13 protein-coding genes and 1 tRNA gene are annotated in these 17,696 nt (G+C 73.9%); 4 read left to right on the top strand and 10 right to left on the bottom strand.

Annotation, left to right across the window (positions count from 1 at the left end; genetic code table 11):
- The first annotated feature begins 11 nt into the window (after positions 1 to 11).
- Positions 12 to 284: a mycoredoxin gene (locus NI26_RS05115; protein WP_066653207.1), complete on the top strand. Its 273-nt coding sequence runs from the start codon at positions 12 to 14 to the stop codon at positions 282 to 284.
- Positions 285 to 494: 210 nt separating this feature from the next.
- Here the strand turns inward: NI26_RS05115 and NI26_RS05110 are convergent, their stop codons facing one another.
- Together NI26_RS05110 and NI26_RS05105 are read right to left on the bottom strand one after the other, a co-directional pair.
- Positions 495 to 2,621 (bottom strand): DEAD/DEAH box helicase, encoded by a 2,127-nt coding sequence (locus NI26_RS05110; RefSeq protein WP_066653205.1) that lies wholly within the window; start codon positions 2,619 to 2,621, stop codon positions 495 to 497.
- A 476-nt stretch (positions 2,622 to 3,097) separates the two neighbouring features.
- A complete protein-coding gene (locus NI26_RS05105) occupies positions 3,098 to 4,342 on the bottom strand; it encodes a phosphotransferase enzyme family protein (protein ID WP_066653203.1) in 1,245 nt (414 codons plus the stop codon).
- Between the two features lie 80 nt (positions 4,343 to 4,422).
- On the opposite strand from NI26_RS05105, the gene NI26_RS05100 reads away from it, so the two are divergent.
- The gene (locus NI26_RS05100) at positions 4,423 to 5,499 is read left to right on the top strand and encodes an FUSC family protein (protein ID WP_081985243.1); all 1,077 of its coding nucleotides are present in this window, start codon (positions 4,423 to 4,425) and stop codon (positions 5,497 to 5,499) included.
- 20 nt (positions 5,500 to 5,519) lie between these two features.
- Here the strand turns inward: NI26_RS05100 and NI26_RS05095 are convergent, their stop codons facing one another.
- Entirely contained in the window at positions 5,520 to 6,005 is a 486-nt protein-coding gene (locus tag NI26_RS05095) for a hypothetical protein (protein ID WP_066653198.1), read from the bottom strand.
- Between the two features lie 217 nt (positions 6,006 to 6,222).
- Here NI26_RS05095 and NI26_RS05090 point away from each other — a divergent pair, with 217 nt between their 5' ends.
- Together NI26_RS05090 and NI26_RS05085 are read left to right on the top strand one after the other, a co-directional pair.
- Complete coding sequence (locus tag NI26_RS05090) at positions 6,223 to 6,900, top strand: response regulator transcription factor (protein ID WP_066653196.1); 678 nt, start codon at positions 6,223 to 6,225, stop codon at positions 6,898 to 6,900.
- Positions 6,897 to 8,396, top strand: coding sequence for a sensor histidine kinase (locus NI26_RS05085; RefSeq protein ID WP_066653193.1), 1,500 nt, complete (start codon positions 6,897 to 6,899; stop codon positions 8,394 to 8,396). The genes NI26_RS05090 and NI26_RS05085 overlap by 4 nt, the downstream gene beginning before the upstream one ends.
- Before the next feature lie 3 nt (positions 8,397 to 8,399).
- On the opposite strand, the gene NI26_RS05080 is transcribed toward NI26_RS05085, so the two are convergent.
- The 7 genes from NI26_RS05080 to rsfS all read right to left on the bottom strand — a co-directional run bounded on the left by NI26_RS05080 (position 8,400) and on the right by rsfS (position 17,611).
- The gene (locus tag NI26_RS05080; protein WP_066653192.1) at positions 8,400 to 11,813 is read right to left on the bottom strand and encodes an error-prone DNA polymerase; all 3,414 of its coding nucleotides are present in this window, start codon (positions 11,811 to 11,813) and stop codon (positions 8,400 to 8,402) included.
- A 10-nt stretch (positions 11,814 to 11,823) separates the two neighbouring features.
- Positions 11,824 to 13,434, bottom strand: a complete 1,611-nt coding sequence (locus NI26_RS05075; RefSeq protein WP_235426605.1) for a DNA polymerase Y family protein — start codon at positions 13,432 to 13,434, stop codon at positions 11,824 to 11,826.
- Between the two features lie 83 nt (positions 13,435 to 13,517).
- The gene (locus NI26_RS05070; protein ID WP_144411256.1) at positions 13,518 to 14,414 is read right to left on the bottom strand and encodes a hypothetical protein; all 897 of its coding nucleotides are present in this window, start codon (positions 14,412 to 14,414) and stop codon (positions 13,518 to 13,520) included.
- Positions 14,415 to 14,528: 114 nt separating this feature from the next.
- Complete coding sequence (locus tag NI26_RS05065; RefSeq protein ID WP_066653186.1) at positions 14,529 to 16,031, bottom strand: anthranilate synthase component I family protein; 1,503 nt, start codon at positions 16,029 to 16,031, stop codon at positions 14,529 to 14,531.
- Complete coding sequence (locus NI26_RS05060) at positions 16,010 to 16,978, bottom strand: aldose 1-epimerase family protein (RefSeq protein WP_066653183.1); 969 nt, start codon at positions 16,976 to 16,978, stop codon at positions 16,010 to 16,012. The genes NI26_RS05065 and NI26_RS05060 overlap by 22 nt, the downstream gene beginning before the upstream one ends.
- A gap of 82 nt (positions 16,979 to 17,060) precedes the next feature.
- Positions 17,061 to 17,133, bottom strand: a tRNA-Ala gene (locus tag NI26_RS05055).
- A gap of 103 nt (positions 17,134 to 17,236) precedes the next feature.
- Positions 17,237 to 17,611, bottom strand: coding sequence for a ribosome silencing factor (gene rsfS / locus NI26_RS05050; protein ID WP_066653181.1), 375 nt, complete (start codon positions 17,609 to 17,611; stop codon positions 17,237 to 17,239).
- Between the last annotated feature and the right edge of the window lie 85 nt (positions 17,612 to 17,696).

The raw sequence follows: 17,696 nt of genomic DNA, 5'->3' as shown, positions 1-17,696 counted from the left end.
AGCCTGGGCACATGAGCGAGACAGTCACCCGCGACGCGTTCGTGCCCGAGGCCGGCGGCGTCACGATGTTCACGACGAGCTGGTGCGGCTACTGCGCCCGGCTGAAGAACCAGATGTCGAAGGCAGGCGTGCCGTTCCGCGAGGTCGACATCGAGCAGACCCCCGGCACCGCGGAGCTCGTCGCCGAGGTCAACGGCGGCAACCAGACCGTGCCGACGCTGGTCTTCCCGGACGGCAGCACCGCGACGAACCCGTCCCTGGCCGAGGTGCAGTCGCGCGTCTGACGCGAGGCGCCGCCGGCGCGCTGCACAACGAGAAGCGGCTCGAACCACGCGTTTGCGTGGTTCGAGCCGCTTCTCGTTGTGCGGAAGCACGTCGTGCCGCAACGCGACCGGATCCGGCGCCGGGCGCCGGAGCCGGCGGCCGGCGCCGGAGCCGGCACCGGGCGGCGGCCGCCGTCGCCGACTCCGCGAGCGACCGAGCGCACCCGGCGCTCAGCCCCCGAGCGCCTCCGTCAGCAGCGCCACCATCGCGTCGAGCTGGATGTCGCCCGAGTCGGCGATCTCCTCGTCCGACCCGTCGAGCGCGCGGGCGGCCAGGGACGCCTTCGAGTCGATGAGCTCGGCGATCTTGGTGTCGATCGTCTGCGCCGCGATGATCCGCCACGCGGTGACGGGCTCTTCCTGTCCGATGCGGTGCACGCGGTCGATCGCCTGCGTCTGCTCCGCCGAGGTCCACGACAGTTCGGCGAGCACGACGTTCGACGACACCTGCAGGTTCAGGCCGACGCCGGCGGCGGTGAGCGAGCACACGATGACGGCGACGTCGGGGTCGTTCACGAACGCATCGATCTCGGCCGTGCGCTGTGCGGGCGTCTGGTCGCCGCGGACGGTGGCGGTCTTGAGGTGCCGACGGGCGAAGACCTCCTCGGCCTGGTCCATCACGTCGAGGTGCTTGGCGAAGAAGACGACCTTGCCGACGTTCGAGGCGAGCTGCGCCGCGTAGTCCGCCGCGAGCTGCGCCTTGGCACGACCGATCCGCCGCACCATCGAGAACACGTTCTCGCCGGTCGAGGAGGCGTCCTGGTCCTCGAGCTCCCACCGCGCGACCTGGCGGACGAGCTTGTGGTCGATGCCGACGACCGGGTCCTGCCCGGTGCGGGCATCGAGCGCCTGGTGGTACCGACGGACCAGCTTCGCGGTGAGCTCGCGCTCGGCGTCGCGGATGGAGCGGCCCTCGTCGCCGTCGAGCTCGACCGGGATGTCGGCGATCCGTCGCGCGGGGATGTCGGCGGCGACGTCGACCTTGCGGCGGCGGACGATGCCCTGGTCGATGACGGCCTTGCGGGCCTCGACGAAGAAGCCGGGGTCCGCCGGGGTGAGCCCGATGTCCTCGAGCTCGTTCATGAGCGTCGCGCGGGGCTTCTTGTCGTCGATCCAGCCGAGGAACTCCCAGATGGTGCGGAAGTCCTCGACCGAGTTGATCAGCGGGGTACCGGTCAGCGCCAGGAACAGCGGCGACGACACCCGCGCACGGATCTGCTCGGCGAGCTGCAGCACGAACCGGGAGCGCTGCGACTCCTTGTTCTTGATGAAGTGGGCCTCGTCGACGACCATGCCCTTGAAGCCGAAGGCCCCGAGCCAGCCGGCGTGCCGGTCGAGGATCTCGTAGTTCACGATGACGATGTCGGCGAAGCCGTCCAGGTCGTCCCCGTCGCCGTGGATGACGGTGGCGGTGCGGTTCGGCACCCAGCGCTCGGCCTCGCGTGCCCAGTTGGTCTTCACGACGTTGGGCACGACCACGAGCAGCGGGAAGGCGTTCGCGGCGTCGGCGGCGAGCAGCGACTGCGCGGTCTTGCCGAGGCCGGGCTCGTCCGCGAGCAGGAACGTGCGGTGTCCCTGCGCCGCGGCGGCGACGAGCTCGGCCTGGTGCTTCATCAGCGTGGTGCCGGACCGCGAGTGCAGCGAGGTCGGCTCCGGCAACGGCATCGACGCCGCGCCACCGCCGGCGCCGTACTCGAACGACTTGAACAGCGGACCGAACAGCTCCCAGTTCGCCAGGCGACGCGGGTGGGCGACGGGCTGGTCGGCGAGGGCGAAGTCGGGCGCCAAGAAGGGGTTGGCCAGCTGGCGCTGCACGACCGCCTGCGGCACGACCGAGCGCACCGGGGCGTCGACCACCGGGGACGGCTCGGCCGCGATGACGAGGTCCTCGGGCTGCAGCTCCATGCCGCCGGCGATCATCATGTCGCGCTTGACCGTGCGGGTCGCCTCGCTCACCGAGGCCTCCTCGGTCAGCAGCTGGATCACGCTGGTGTCCCGCGCGGCGGTCTTCGCCAGGATCGTGGCGACACCGTCGAGACGCTTGAGCTGCTCGGCGCGCTGCGCGTCGGTGAGCTCCGGGTCGGCCTTGACCCGTGCGCGCTCCTCGCGCATCAGCAGCGCGACCGCCTGGAACTTCGACCGGTTGGACGCCTTCAGCGGTCCGCGCTGCGCCGCCGCCTCCACCTCGCGCACCGCGCGGGCGAGCACCGGGATGACGCCGTCGTTGTCCAGCGGGCGGGTACGGCGCGACGCGGTCCGCGTCCCGCCGGCTGCTCGCCGGGTGCCTGATCGAGCCAACGCTCCTCCTGTTCCGCCCGTTCTCCACGGGCGAGCCGCCGTCGTGGCGGGAAGTCCTCGACCGGCGTCTGGCACGACCCCGGTCCGCGGGCCACCCTGGCCCGCTCGTGCGCCGGTCCCGCCGTGGGACGTCCGGTGGACTCCCGCGGTCCGTGCGGCCGGCACCCCTCGGGTGCTCGACACGACGATCCGCGCCGGGACCCGGCGCCGTCGCACGCACGTGGTGCCCGTCGGACGCCCACGGATCCGGTCCCCACGTCGGTCAAGTGACCGACTGCCACGTCCGGAAACGACGCGGCACGCGACGACACGGTGCGTGCTGGGCTCAGTTTACTCCCGCACCCCCGACGGAGGCGACTCGACGGGACCCGCGCGCGTCGCGCCTCCCGTCCGGCCGCGCGGTGGACGGGACGCCACGACGGCCGGGAGGCGCTGCCCACCACCACCGCGCGGCCGGCGACCGTCCGACGGCCGGGTCAGACCTGCGGTGCCGACCGCGGACGGAGGGTGCCGGCCGACGGCACCGTCGGCGCCGCCTCGGCGAGCGCCGCACGCGTCGCCGCCAGCAGCTGCTGCGCCGTCCGGATGCCGTTCTCGGACCCGGTCGTCGCCTGCCCACCGGCGTGCGCGAGGAGCTGCGCGCCGATCGCCGGACCGATGCGGTCGGCCTCGGCCGGGTTCCGGGCGACCCAGTCGCGGGCGACCGCGTCGGCGAGCCGCTCCGCCGCTGCCCCGCGCTCGGCGTCCCCACGGGACCGGTGCCACAGGCCGGTGACGACCAGGTGCGCGACGACCGCACCCACGTCGCGGACCGGGAACCCCCAGCCCGCCGTGTCGATGTCGAGCAGGCCGGAGATGCGCCACGGCTCGTCCTCGTCGACGAAGACCTGCTCGAGGTGCAGGTCGCCGTGCACCACCTGCTTGGGGGCGGCCCCCCAACCGATGGACCGCCGTCCGATGCCGTCGTAGAGCTCGTCGATCTCGGCCGCGTCCTGCGGCAGGGCGGCGACGAGCGTGCGCCGGTGCCAGTCGGCGTGGTCCATCGCGTCCGCGCGGGCCTGCTGCGTCATCGGCACCGTCGCGATCCGGCCGGTCAGGGCGGCGAGGGAGGCGACGAACCGCGGGTCGTCGGCGATCTCGGTGATGCGGCTGCCCGCGGGCACCCCGCGGATGCGCTCGAGCACGAGCAGGCCGTCGCCCCGGCTCGACAGCACCCGCGGGACCGGCAGCCCGGCGGCGACGAACTGCTCGTGGGTCTCGACGATCGGCGCGACGCGGTGCGGGCGGACGATCTTCAGGAACAGCACGCGCTCCGGGGCGTCCACGCGCACGACCGCGCGCTTGCCCGGGCGGTAGGCGGCGACCGACAGCGTCGGGGCGGTGACCGGCAGGCCGAGGCCGGCGAGGAGCTCGGCGACGGCGTCGCGGTACGTCACCTGCGGCAGCACCGGGAGGCCCGGGTCGTTCGGGTAGGCCCAGACCGAGACCGGCTCGCCCGTGGCGGGGTCGGTGACGACGGCGCTGTTCTGGTCGTGGGCGCCACCCGTGTCGACGTAGGTCAGGACGGTGGCGCGCTGACCGGCCCGGTCGACGGTGTCGACCTCGTAGCCGTACAGGTAGCCGTTGCCCGACGGCTCGACCGAGTGGGCGCGCGCGGCGACCACGGAGGTCCCGGAGCCGGCGAAGGCCTGCGGGATGATGCGCTCGTGGTTGGGCCACACGTGACCAGTCAACCGTGCCGCGGCGGTTTCGTCGCCATCGTGCACGGCTCGGCGTGCGGCTGGTGGCTACCGTGGTCGTCGTGAACCCGGTCGCGCGCCTCCGCAGTTCCAGCCGCACACCGTTCCTGCAGGTCGTGAAGACCGCGGTCGCGGTGGTCGCGGCGGTCCTGCTCTGCCGTGCGCTCATCGACGGGCCGTTCCCGACCTTCGCCGCGATCGCCGCGCTGCTCGTCGTGCAGCCGAGCATCAACCAGTCGTTCGTGAAGGGCCTCGAGCGCAGCGCCGGCGTGGTGCTCGGCGTCGTGCTGGCGACCGCCTTCCACCTGGTCTTCGGTGACGGCGTCTGGGTCGTGCTCGTCGTCATCGTGCTGGCGATCCTGCTGAGCTGGGCACTCCGTCTGACCCCGACGTCGGCAACCCAGGTGGGCATCAGCGGCATGCTCGTGCTCACCGCGGGGGTCGTCACGCCGAACTACTCGGCCGACCGGGTCCTCGAGACCGTCGTCGGCGCCGTCGTCGCACTCGCGGTGAACGCCGTGATCGTGCCGCCCGTGCTCCTCGAACCGGCGCACCTCGCGGTCGCCCGACTGGCCCGGGACACCGCCGCCGCGTTCGAACGGATCGCGATCGGCCTCACCGAGGGCTGGGACGCCGAGCGGTGGGACGAGGCCCTGCGCCAGGCGCGGGCCCTCCGGCAGCAGCACGCCCGCGCCGAGGCCTCGCTCACCGCGGCGGGCGAGTCGCTGACGATGAACCCCCGTGGTGGCCGACACCGAACGATCCTGCAGCGGGACACGACGGTCGCGGAGCACCTGCGCGTCCTGGTCACACGGGTCACCGGGATGACCCGGGCGATCCGCGACAACACGGCGCCGGACCTCCGGTCGGACCCGGTGGTGGGGAGCATCGCGACCGAGGTCGCCCGCATCGGGGCGGACGTCCGAGCACTGAGCGCACGGGTCGAGGCGACGCGGCTGCACCACGCGGAGCGCGACGGCTTCACGGGCACCGCCGCCGACGACACGACGGCCGCGGAGCCCGCGCTGACGGCGCCGCTCGAGGTCGTCCGGCCGAACTCGCGGCACTGGGTGCTCATCGGCGCCCTGCTCGAGGACATCCGACGGGTGCGGGAGGAGCTGCTCGGCGAGGACGACTGAGGTCCGCGCGGCGCGCGGCGTCAGGCCGTGGCGCGGTGTGCGGCGTGACCGGACGCCGCCGGGTGTGCGGCGTCCGCGGCGGGAGCGAGCGTGGGCGATCCCCCGCCCACTGCTGCCGGCTCGGACGCGGCGGCCGGTTCGACGGCAGTCGACTCGACGGCAGTCCGTTCGACCTCGGTCGGCTCCACCGCGGCCGCTGCCTCGACGGCCGTGAGGACGAGTCGGTCCCACAGCGCCGTCCCCGACTCGTGCTCGTCGGAGCGGACCCCCTCGAAGCCCTGGATGGTCGCGACCGCGCGATCGGCGCCGGCCTCGTACGCCGCACGGCTCGCGACGTCCGGCACCGCGCTCAGCAGCTCCGCGACGACCCGCTCGCGGCGGGCGTCCTCCAGCTCGCCGAGCACGTCGATGCCGTGCCGTGCCGCCTCGAGCTCCGCGTGCAACCGGACGATGGCCGGGTGGACGCTGTCGTCCGGACGGTACGGACGGTTCTCCTGATCCTGCATGGTGCCCCCTCGGGACACTGCGTCGGGTACGCCGTGTCCGCTGCGGAGCCTAGCAACGCGCTGCTCGCGAGGCCGATACCCCCCTCTGCGGGACGGACCGTTCTGCCCTCGTCCGGGTGGCGTGGCGGGGTCACTGTGACGAGATTCAGCCTCTTCCCACCCGGAACCGCCCACGGACCGCCGTTCCCTGCCACGATGGGGGCCGAGGAGGTCGATCATGCGCCTGTTGGTGGTCGAGGACGACGACGAGATGCGCGCGCTCATGGAGCGTGGGCTCGCGGCAGAGGGGTACCGCGTCACGGCGGTCGAGAACGGTGTCGAGGCGCTCATCGCCCTCGGCGAGCAGGCCTTCGACCTCGCGGTCGTCGACGTCATGATGCCGGGCATGTCCGGCTTCGAGCTCGCCCGCCGGATCCGCGAGCGGGAGGACCCCGTGCGCATCCTGCTCGTCACCGCACGTGACGCCGTCGACGACCGGGTCTTCGGACTCGACGCGGGTGCGGACGACTACCTCACGAAGCCCTTCGCGTTCGCCGAGCTGACCGCCCGCCTCCGCGCGCTCGGTCGCCGCGAGTCGGCTGCCGGGCAGCGGGTCATCGAGGTCGGCGACGTCGCCATCGACTCCGAGGCCCGACGGGTGTCGATCAAGGGGCAGCGCGTCGCCGTCAGCCCGACCGAGTTCGCCCTGCTCCGGCTGCTCGCCCGGTCGGTCGGGACCGTCGTCGACCGCCCGAAGATCCTCGAGGAGGTCTGGGACGGCTCGCAGCACGTGGACCCGAACGTCGTCGAGCAGTACATCTCGTACCTCCGCAAGAAGCTGACCTCGCACGAGGCGACGGTCGCCATCGCGACGGTCCGGGGCCGCGGCTACCGGCTCGACCTGCTCGGGGCGTGACCGGGTCGGCACCCACGACCGGGACGGTCCGCGGCGGACGCGGCCTGCCCCGGCCGCTCCGGGTGCTCTCGCTCCGCGCCCGCATCACGATCGGCTCGACGGCGATCGCGGCGGTCGTGATCCTGCTGCTCGTGCTCGTCATGCGCTTCCAGGTCGTCAGCGTCGTCGCGAGCGCCACCCGCACCCTGCTCGACGCCGACGTCGACCCGTACGTGGCGACGCTGGAGGTCGACAGCGACCCGGACCTGTCCGCACCGGGCAACGCCCAGCTCGTCGCCGTCGTGGCCCCGTCGGGCCAGATCCGGCTGTCGACCATGCCGCCCCGGGTCGAGCGGGCGCTCGGCAGCCTGACGTCGACCGAGTCGGGCACGTCGCTCATCACCGTCTCCGGGTCCGAGTACCGCGTCGTCATCGAGCACCCGGTCAACGCCGCCGGACGCTGGACCGTCGTCGCCGCACGCAACTCGCAGGCCGAGGCGATCGTGGTCGACGACCTCACCACCACGCTGTCGCTCACCGGCCTCGCGATCCTCATCGCCTTCGGCATCGCGTCGTGGGCGCTCGCCACCGCGGCGCTCCGCCCGGTGAACCGGATGCGCCGCGAGGCCGAACGGCTCTCCGTCGCCCCCGAGCGCGCCGAGCTGCCGGTCGGTCCGGCGCAGGACGAACTGGCCTCGCTCGCCACCACGCTGAACGCCTTCCTCGCACGCACCCGCCAGGTGACCGAACGCGAGCGTCAGATGGTCTCCGACGCCAGCCACGAGCTGCGCACGCCCCTCGCGATCCTCACCACCCAGCTCGACCTGGCGTCGCTCGACGGCGACGACGCTGCGGCGCTCGCGGCGCACATCGACCGCGCCAAGCGGAGCGTCGCCCGGCTCTCGCGGCTCGCGAACGACCTGCTCACGCTGTCGCGCATCGAGGACGCGGAGGAACGCGAGCAGGACGGCGCGCAGCCGACCACCGCCTGGAGCGACCTGGGCGACGAGGTCATGGCCGCCGTCGACCGGGTGCGCCTCATCGCCTCGGCGAAGGACATCACGGTGGACTTCGACCTCGAACGGACCCCGGACCCGGTCGGAGCGGCGGAACCACGCTTCCGCCTCGACACCGGTGGCATGGCGCAGCTCGTCACCAACACGGCGAGCAACGCGGTCGCCGCACTCCCCCGTGGTGGTGGCGTCTTCGTGTCGTGGCGGGTCGAGGGCGACGAGGGTGTCCTGCAGGTGACCGACGACGGACCCGGTGTCCCGGAGTCGTTCATCCCCGTCGCGTTCGACCGATTCACCCGGCCGGACGAGGCCCGGACGTCGCGCCGCGACCCGGACCCGGCGACGGGCGGGGTGCCGGTGCCGGGCGGCTCGGGCCTCGGGCTCGCGATCGTGCGCGCGATCGCGGAACGGTCGGGAGGAACGGCTGCCCTCCGCAACGTCCGGTCCGGTGGCCTCGAGGTCACCGTGCGCATCCCCGTGGTGCGCGAGCAGACCGCGTCCTGACGGTCATTGGAAGTCCCGCGACCGGGTCCGCACCGCCAGCGGCAGGTGCTCGATCCGGTCCGCCACCAGGTTCACCACGCCGTCCGGCGACCGCTCGAGGATCCCCCGCACCACCACGGCCGGCGACTCCCGTGCCACCCGCCGGTACCGTCCCCACACGCCGACGCTGCAGATGACGTTCACCAGCCCGGTCTCGTCCTCGACGTTCAGGAACGTGATGCCCGACGCCGTCGCCGGGCGTTGCCGGTGCGTCACGATGCCGCCCACCTCGACCCGTCGTCCGGTCTCCGCCGTCGCGGTGTCCTGCACGCTGAGCACCCCGCGGGCGCGCAGTCGCGGGCGGACGTGGTGGACCGGGTGGTCGTCGGTCGACATGCCCGTCGACCACATGTCCGCGATCAGGACGTCCCCGCTCGTCATCTGCCCGAACAGCGGCGGCTGCACGGTGACCTGGGTGTCGGGCAGCTGGTCGGGTCGTTCCGCAGCCGCCTGCGCCGCCGACCACATGCCGCTGCGCCGGTCGATCCCGAGCCCGGCGAAGGCGTCCGCTGCGGCCAGGGCCTCGAGCTGCGCGGTCGTCAGCCGGACACGACGGGCCAGGTCGGACATGTCCGTGAAGGGCCCGTGCGCCGCCCGCTCCGCGACGATCGCCTCGGCGCTCCGCCGGCCGAGCGAGGCGACCTCGGCCAGGCCCAGGCGGACGGCGAAGGCCCCGTCGCGTCGGTGCTCCGCGGTGTCGTCGGGCAGCGAGCCGTCGAACGGCAGCACGGGCGGCTGCTCCCCGGCCAGGCAGGCGTCGGCCCCGGTCGCACCGCTCTCGGCGTCGGGCAGGGGCTCCAGCGTCGCGTCGACCGCCGAGCGCAGGATGTCCGGCCGCAGCACCCGCACCCCGTGCCGCCGGGCGTCGGCGACCAGGGTCTGCGGTGAGTAGAACCCCATCGGCTGTGCCCGGAGCAACGCCGCCAGGAACGCCCCCGGGTAGTGCAGCCGCATCCAGGCGCTGGCGTAGACGATGAGCGCGAAGCTGATCGAGTGGCTCTCCGCGAACCCGAAGTTCGCGAACGCCTGGATCTTGGCGTAGATCGTGTCGGCGTCCTCGCCGTGGATGTCGTTCGCCGCCATCCCCGCGTAGAGCTTCTCGCGCAGCCGCTCGATCTTCTCGAGGCCACGCTTCGAGCCCATCGCCCGGCGGAGCAGGTCGGCGTCGTCCCCGGAGCACCCGCCGACGGCGATGGCCATCTGCATGAGCTGCTCCTGGAAGAGCGGGACCCCGAGCGTCCGCTCGAGCACGGGTTCGAGCGACGGGTGGATGTACGTGATCGGTTCCTCGCCCGTCCGACGACGGATGTACGGGTGCACGGCACCGCCCTGGATCGGACCGGGACGCACGAGCGCGACCTCGATCACCAGGTCGTAGAACCGCCGGGGCAGCAGCCGCGGGAGGGTGCCCATCTGTGCGCGGGACTCCACCTGGAACACCCCGATCGTGTCCGCGCGGCAGAGCTGGTCGTAGACGCCCTGCTCCTCCTTCGGGATCGAGTGCATGTCCCAGCGCTCCCCGCAGTGTTCGTCGGCCAGGTCGAACGAGTACTGCAGCGCCGCGAGCATCCCGAGCCCGAGCATGTCGAACTTCACGAGCCCCATGAAGGCGCAGTCGTCCTTGTCCCACTGCAGCACGGTCCGGCCGTCCATGCGGGCGTGCTCGATGGGCACGACCTCACCGACGGGCCGGTCGGTGAGCACCATGCCCCCGGAGTGGATGCCGAGGTGCCGTGGGAACCCGAGCACCTGCTGGGCCATGTCGACCACGGTGTCCGGGATGTCGTGGTCCTGGCTCTCGGTGACCGACCCCCACCGCTCGACCTGCTTCGACCAGGCGTCCTGCTGCCCGGGGCTGTGCCCGAGCGCCTTCGCCATGTCCCGCACGGCGCCCTTCGGCCGGTAGGTGATGACGTTCGCGACCTGCGCCGCGTTGAACCGTCCGTACTTCTCGTAGACGTACTGGATCACCTCCTCGCGCCGGTCCGAGTCGAAGTCGACGTCGATGTCGGGCTCCTCGTCGCGCATCGCCGACAGGAACCGCTCGAACGGCAGTCCGTACCGGATGGAGTCGACCGCGGTGATCTCGAGCAGGTAGCAGACGGCCGAGTTCGCCGCCGAGCCGCGCCCCTGGCACAGGATGCCCCGCTGCCGGGCGTACTGCACCATGTCCCGCACGATCAGGAAGTACCCCGGGAAGTCCTTGTCCGCGATGACGGACAGCTCCCGCTCGATGCGCTCGCGCTTCTGCGGGTCGACACCGTCGGCGCTGCCCGGGTAGAACCGACGGGCGCCCTGCCAGGTGAGCTCGCGCAGCCACGACATCGTCGTGTGCCCCTCGGGGACCTCGACGTCGGGCAGCCCGGGCTTGGCGGTCCGGAGCCGGAACCCGAGCTCGTCGGCCAGGTCGACGCTCGTCTCGACGGCGCCCGGCCAGCGCGCGAAGCGCGCGGCCATCTCGGCACCGGACCGCAGGTGGGCGGTCGGGGCCGCCGGCAACCAGCCGTCGATCTCGTCGAGGCTCCGCCGTGCCCGCACGGCCGCCAGCGCGGTCGCCACGGGGAAGCGGTCGGGGGTCGCGTAGTGCACGTTCCCGGTCGCCACGACGGGGAGTCCGTGCCGTGCCGCGAGCGTCGCGAGGACGTCGTTCCTGGCGGTGTCGAGCGGTTCCCCGTGGTCGGTCAGCTCGACGACCACCCCGGCCGTGCCGAACCGGTCGAGCAGCGCACGCAGGGCCTCGTCCGCCGCCGACTCGCCCCCGCGCTCGAGGGCCTGGCGGACGGTGCCCTTCCGGCAGCCCGTGAGGACCCGCCAGTGCCCGTCGGCCTGCGCCGCGAGCTCGTCGAGGTCGTACTGCGGCCGCCCCTTCTCGGCCCCGGCTGCCAGGTTCGCCCGCGTGACGGCCGCGGCGAGCCGGTGGTAGCCGTCCTGCCCGTCGGCGAGCAGCAGCAGGTGTGTGCCCTCCGGGTCGGGGACGCCGTTCTGCGGTTCGGTCAGCCCGAGGGACAGCTCGGTGCCGTACACGGTCGTCACGGTCGGGTACGCCTCGGCCACCTCCGCCATCCGGGCAGCCCCGTAGAACCCGTCGTGGTCCGTCAGCGCCAGGCCGTGCAGGTGCAGGCGTGCAGCTTCCTCGACCAGGTGCTCCGGACCGCTGGCGCCGTCGAGGAAGCTGAAGGTCGAGTGCGCGTGCAGCTCGGCGTACGGCACGACCGGGGCGTCGTCGTCGGCGGCGGGGGTCGGCGGGACGTACCGGGACCGCTTCCGCGACCAGGCCGGGCTGTCCCCGCCGTCGCCGGCGTGCGCACTGTCCGGCCGCTTGTCCGACAGGGCGCGTTCGAACTGCGACCACGGGATCGGTGGGTTGCTGTAGCCCATCAGGTCTCCTTCACGTCGCGACCGCCTCGGCCCACCACCGGTGGTCGGCGAGCACCAGGTACCAGGCCCGGCCGTCGTCGTCGACGACCTGCAGCCGGTGCAGTCGCCGCCCGCCGGCCTCCCACCAGCGCACGACGAGCGGCCACGGCCCCGCCCACGCGGTCACGGACGCGAACCGGCCGCCCCGCTCGCCCTCGGCCCGGAACCGCTCCGGCACCGCGGTCAGTGCGCCGCGGCCGTCGACGTCGACGGTGTCACCCCCCGCAGCGACGACGTCCACCGGACGGGGTCGCTCGAGCACGGTCGCGGGTGGCGGCCCCGGGAGCCTGCCGGGCCACGGCCGGTCGCGGACGGTCGCCAACGCCCGCTCGCCGCCGACCGGGGCGTCGCCCCACGGCACGAGCACGACGCGCTCGGCCAGCGTGCGGCCCCCGCCGATCCGCGGGGTGACCACGCCCTCGTGCCCGACGAGCCCCTGCACCCGGGCGAGGGCGTGGTGCACCCGTTCGTCGGGTCCGGTCCCCCAGAGCCCACGCTCGTGGTTCGACGCGTCGTCGACCGCGACCGGCTCGAGCACCACCTGGACCACGGGCGCCTCGAGCCCGGAGGGGTCCACGCCGCCGGCGAGCTGCCAGCGCACGCGGTCGACGACGTCGGCGGCGTCGAACCAGCGCGGGTGCACCCAGGTCCGTTCGAGCAGGAGGTCGCGCTCGTCGACGATGCCCACCCGGATCGTGGTCGCGACGAGTCCGGCCGCGCGCAGCCGTGCGGCGAAGTCGTCGGCCGAACGGCGGAAGGCGAACGCCACCTGGTCGGCGCGGTCGAGCGGTGGTTCGAAGGACGCCTCGACCCGGAGCTCCGGCGGGACCGCCCGCGCTGCGACCTCGCGCGGGTCGCGACCGCCCGCCAGCCGGTGCAGGAACGCCCCGGCGACACCGAACCGGTCGCGCACCTGCTCGTCGCCGAGCGCGGCGAAGTCGCCGAGCGTGGCGATGCCGAGCCTCCCGAGCACCATCGCCAGGTCCGGGTCGCCGAGCACGCCGAGCGGCAGGTCCGCCAGGAACAGGGCCGAACCGCCGACCGGCACGATGCGCACCCGCTCCCCCGGGCGCACGGGACGCGACCGCGCTGCCTGTTCCGCCGCGAACGGGGTGTCCGCCACCCCGGCACGCACACCGGGCGCACCGTGGTCGGCGGCGATCCCGGCCAGCGTCGCCGCGGCCGCCCGCTCGCCGCCGTAGTAGCGCGCAGGCCCCCGGGAGCGCAGGGCGATCGTCCCCGGTCGCAGGACCTCGACCCCGGGGACCGCTTCCTCGATCGCACGGATGACGGGTTCGAACGCGCGGTGGTCGAGTGCGTCGTCGTAGGGCTCGACCACGAGTTCCGGGCAGCGCGCCTGGGCCTCGCGCACGCGGAGGCCCCGCACCACCCCCTGCTGCCGGGCACTGGCCGAGCTGGCGAACACCACCCCCTTCGCCACCAGGGCGAACGGGTGCTCGGGCGGCGACCCCGCGGCCCGGGCGGCGGCGATCACCGGCCAGTCCGGGCACCAGAGCACGATCGTGCGCGCAGGCGGTGGTTCCGGCAGGGCGCCGCCACGGGCCAGGGCATCGGCACGCACGGCCCCCGGCCCCGGCACCCCGGCGCCGGCGGTCCCCCTGGTCGTGCCGCGCGGCGAGGCGGCACGGGCCCGTCCCCGCGGGCTCACGACGCCACCGCGACCGGGCGGAGCACCCGGGAGTCCCCGGCACCGTCGGCGGCCGCGATGCCGACGCCGCCCGGAGCGCCCGTGTCCGTCCCACCGGCCCGGGCGACCAGGGGCGCGGCGGGTCGCACCGCACCGTCCGCCGCCGGGAGCAGCAGGTCGGCGCTGACGGGTCGACCTGCTCCCGCACGGCCGGACGCCGTCACCGTGGCACGCCGCTCCGCCAGGTACCCGTGGCCGTCGCCGATGCCGGTCCACACCGAGCCGCTCACCCGCAGCGTGACGTCGGCGCCCGGCCAGGTGCCGAGGGCGACGAGCGCTCCACCGCGCTGCCGCAGCCGCGCGGACAGCCGCGAGACGTCGCCGGGCACGACCCGGCCGAGCGGTCGCGTCAGGACGATCTGCGCCACGTCGGCGAGGGCTGCGGTCACCGTGAGCCACTGGTCGCCCGGATCGGGCACGAGCACGAGTCGTTCGAGGTCGATGCCCATCGCCGCCGCCGCCTCGACCCCGAAGGACGGCACACCGACCACGGCGCACCATGCTCCCTCGGCCGAGGCCGCCTGCAGCATGGTCATCGCGAGCAGCACGGACTCCTGCACGGCGTAGGAGCCACCGACCCGGATCGCGCCACCGGGCAGCAGCGACCGCAGGGCGTCGGCGGTGGGGAGCCCCTGGACGTCGACGCGGGGTGCTTCCATCTCGGACACTCGGGAGCGCAGCGACGTGATGCGTTCGAGCGCCGCCCGGGCGTCCCCCAGGTGGTCGACGCGCCGGGTCGGTCGGGACGCCCCGGAGCGGCCCCCGGGGCGAGCGGGACCGTCGGGCCCGGTCGCCCCCTCGGGCCCGGGCGACAGGAGTGCCGCCGCCGTCTGCATGCCCTCATATTCGAACATGTGTTCGATGATGTCAACCGGGTCCGACATCCGGTGGACAACGACTTCGAACACCCGTTCGACACGCCCGACCGGTGCCGGGACGCGGTCCCGACCCGCGCCCGGGCACCCCGCTCACCAGCGGGCCGAGACCCCCAGTGCTCCGAACACCGACCGGGTCTTCGTCTCGACCTCGTCCGCCTCGTCCGACGCGACCGACGACCACGTCACCGCGCCTCCGGCCCCGAACGTCCGGACGCGTTCCGCTCCCCGGTCGTCCAGCACCGTCACCAGTGTGCGGATGGCCACCGACAGGTCGACCGCACCGTCCGCGGAGAAGTAGCCCACGACCCCCGAGTACACGCCCCGCGGTGCCCCCTCGAGCCGGTCCGCGATCGCCATCGCGCTGATCTTCGGCGCCCCGGTCATCGATCCCGGCGGGAACGCAGCGCGCACGAGCGCTGCACGGGACGCCCCGGCCGGCAGCACGGCGGACACCGTCGACACGAGCTGGTGCACGGTCGCGTAGGTCTCGACGTCGCAGAGCCGCTCGACGTGCACCGACCCGGGCACCGCCGAGCGGAGCAGGTCGTTCCGCAGCAGGTCGACGATCATGACGTTCTCGGCGCGGTCCTTCGGGCTCGCCGCGAGCGCCGCGCGCGCCGTGGCGTCACGTCGCGGGTCCGGGTCACGCGGCCGCGTGCCCTTGATCGGCTCGGCGACGACCGTGCCGTCGGCACCGACCCGCAGGAACCGCTCCGGCGAGCGGCTCGCGACCCGCAGCGTGCCGAGTCGCAGGTAGGCACCGAACGGGACGGGGTCCGCCCGCCGCAGTCGCAGGTACTCGACCAGGTGCGGGTCCGTGGCGGGCGCGGGCAGGGCCTCCCGTCCGGATGCACCGACCGCGAAGGCGGTCGTGAGGCACACCTGGAACGCGTTCCCCTCACGGATCTCGGCGCGGCACGCCTCGACCGCTGCCTCGTACGCGTCGCGGGACACGCGCCCGTCCGCACCGGCCTGGAGGCCCGTGGTGCCGTCCGTCGCGTCGACGGACGGCCGCCCCGTGTGCGGCCCCGCGAGCCACGCCCGGTTCGCCGCACTGGCCGTCGGTTCGTCGTCGGTCACCAGGGCGAGCGCCCAGGCACGACCGTCGGCGTGCACGACGAGCGCGCGGTCCACGAAGCGCAGGTCGGCGTCCGCGTGCGCCGCGGCGCGGTCGGGGCCGCCGGACTCGCGACCGAGCTCGTACCCGAGGAACCCGACCCAGCCGAGCGCGAACCCGCAGCCCGGCACGGGGGCCTCGAGCGCCGGGGTCCGGGTCAGCAGGTCGTCGAGCACGGTGAAGGCGGCACGCGCCTCGGTGCGGGACGGCCCGAACCACCGCTGCGCAGCGGACGGGACCTCGAGCACCGCGTGTCGGTCCTCGTGCCGGAACCGCGTCGCGAACGGCCCGTCCGTGTGGGCGAGGACCGACCACCGGGCGCGTCCACGAGCGGCCTCCGGCGCACCCTCGGGCAGCCCGGAGTCGAGCCAGACGACGTCGGAGCCGGTGGCAGCCGCCAGCGCACCGAGGTCCGGCGCGACGTCGAGGCGACGCGCGAGGACCCGCGCTCGGGTCAGACCGCGGCGATCGTCCACGAAGCGGCGTGCGCGGCACCGGGTGCGAGCACGACGAGCCCGGACTCCTCGCCAGCGTTGAAGGCGTCCGGCGCGCAGGTCATCGGTTCGACCGCGAGGCCGACGCGGTGGTACTCCGGCACGACGTGGTCGGCGGTGTGCACCTGCGCCCAGCCGCACTCCGGCCCGAAGGACACCCGGACCCCGTGGCCGTCCGCCGCGGTGAGCACGATCGTCGCCAGCCCGTCGCCGTTCCGGTCGAACCCGGTGAACGCGTGGTCGATGAAACGGTCGCCGATCACGGTCGCGGTGCGCAGGTCGAACTCGTCGTGCACGGGGGCGGTGCCGGTCGGCACGAGACGGTCCTCGGTGACCTCGAGCACCTCGGCGGCGGGCAGGGTGAGGGTCCAGTCGTCGACGCGACCGGCGCCGGCGACGAGGTACGGGTGCGGCCCGGTCCCCCACGGTGCCGCGTCCCCACCGGTGTTCGTCCCGGTGACGGTCGTGTGCAGTCCGTCGGCGTCGACGCGGTACTCGACGAGCACCTCGACGCGGTACGGGTACCCCTCCTGCGCGGGGACGGTCGTGGCGAGCACGGCACGGTCGGGCTCGTGGGCCACGATGCGGAAGTCGGTCCAGGCGACGAGGCCGTGCAGCGCGTGGTGCCGCTTGGGTTCGGTCAGGGCGAGCTCGTGGTCGTGTCCACCGAAGGTGTACCGGCCGTCGACGACCCGGTTCGGCCACGGGGCCAGGACGGCGCCGCGGAAGGCCGGACGGACCTCGTCGGCGGCGAACGGGACGACCAGGTCGCGTCCGTCGGCGCGGAGTGTCCGGAGCGACGCCCCGACCGAGGCGATCTCGGCGGTGTACCCGCCGGCGGTGATCGTCAGGGCGGACCCGGACAGCGGGGATCCGGCCAGGTGGGGACCGGTCGGCTGGGAACCGGTCACGGGGGCGTCGTTGCTCATGCGCAACAGCGTACTGGGGTGCGGCGGCCCGGAACGACGAAGCCCCGCCGGGGGTCCGGCGGGGCTTCATCGTGTTCTTCGGTGGATCTGAGGGGACTCGAACCCCTGACCCCCTGCATGCCATGCAGGTGCGCTACCAGCTGCGCCACAGACCCAGATCGTGTTGCTCCGTGCCCCCGTTCCCGGCGGCACCATGAAAGCGTACACCACGCGAACGCCGGGTGACGAAATCGTCTCCGCCACCCGGGCGCGTCGCGTCTACGCCGTGTGGTCGACGGGCAGCTCGAGCGGGATCGTCGGGCAGTCCGACCAGAGGCGCTCGAGCGAGTAGTACTGACGGTCTTCCTCGTGGAAGACGTGCACGACGATGTCGCCGAAGTCGATGAGGACCCAGCGACCCTCGGTCCGGCCCTCGCGTCGGAGCGGCTTGGCGCCGGCAGCGATCAGACGGTCCTCGACCTCGTCCGCGATGGCGAGCACGTTGCGCTCGTTCCGGCCGGTCGCGAGCAGGAACACGTCGGTGAGCTGCAGCGGCCCGGTCACGTCGAGGGCGACGAGGTCTTCGGCCTGCTTCGCGTCGGCCGCCTGGGCGGCGATCTGCACGAGTTCCAGTGCGCGTGAGGAGGCGGTCACGGAGTCCTTCCGGTCGTCGGCACCGCGCTCTGCGGGTCCGTGTGGTGGGTCCTGATCATAGGCCACCCCGCCGACAGCGGCCAGG

Origin of the sequence: Curtobacterium sp. MR_MD2014 (genome assembly GCF_000772085.1) — a bacterium.
Taxonomy (GTDB): Bacteria; Actinomycetota; Actinomycetes; order Actinomycetales; family Microbacteriaceae; genus Curtobacterium.
This window is presented reverse-complemented; position numbering and strand designations above follow the sequence as displayed.

Coding starts and splice junctions, on each gene's coding strand:
- NI26_RS05090 (WP_066653196.1), top strand. CDS start 6,223: ATGCGCCTGTTGGTGGTCGAGGACGACGACGAGATGCGCGCGCTCATG.
- NI26_RS05095 (WP_066653198.1), bottom strand. CDS start 6,005: ATGCAGGATCAGGAGAACCGTCCGTACCGTCCGGACGACAGCGTCCAC.
- NI26_RS05060 (WP_066653183.1), bottom strand. CDS start 16,978: ATGAGCAACGACGCCCCCGTGACCGGTTCCCAGCCGACCGGTCCCCAC.
- NI26_RS05080 (WP_066653192.1), bottom strand. CDS start 11,813: ATGGGCTACAGCAACCCACCGATCCCGTGGTCGCAGTTCGAACGCGCC.
- NI26_RS05115 (WP_066653207.1), top strand. CDS start 12: ATGAGCGAGACAGTCACCCGCGACGCGTTCGTGCCCGAGGCCGGCGGC.
- NI26_RS05070 (WP_144411256.1), bottom strand. CDS start 14,414: ATGTTCGAATATGAGGGCATGCAGACGGCGGCGGCACTCCTGTCGCCC.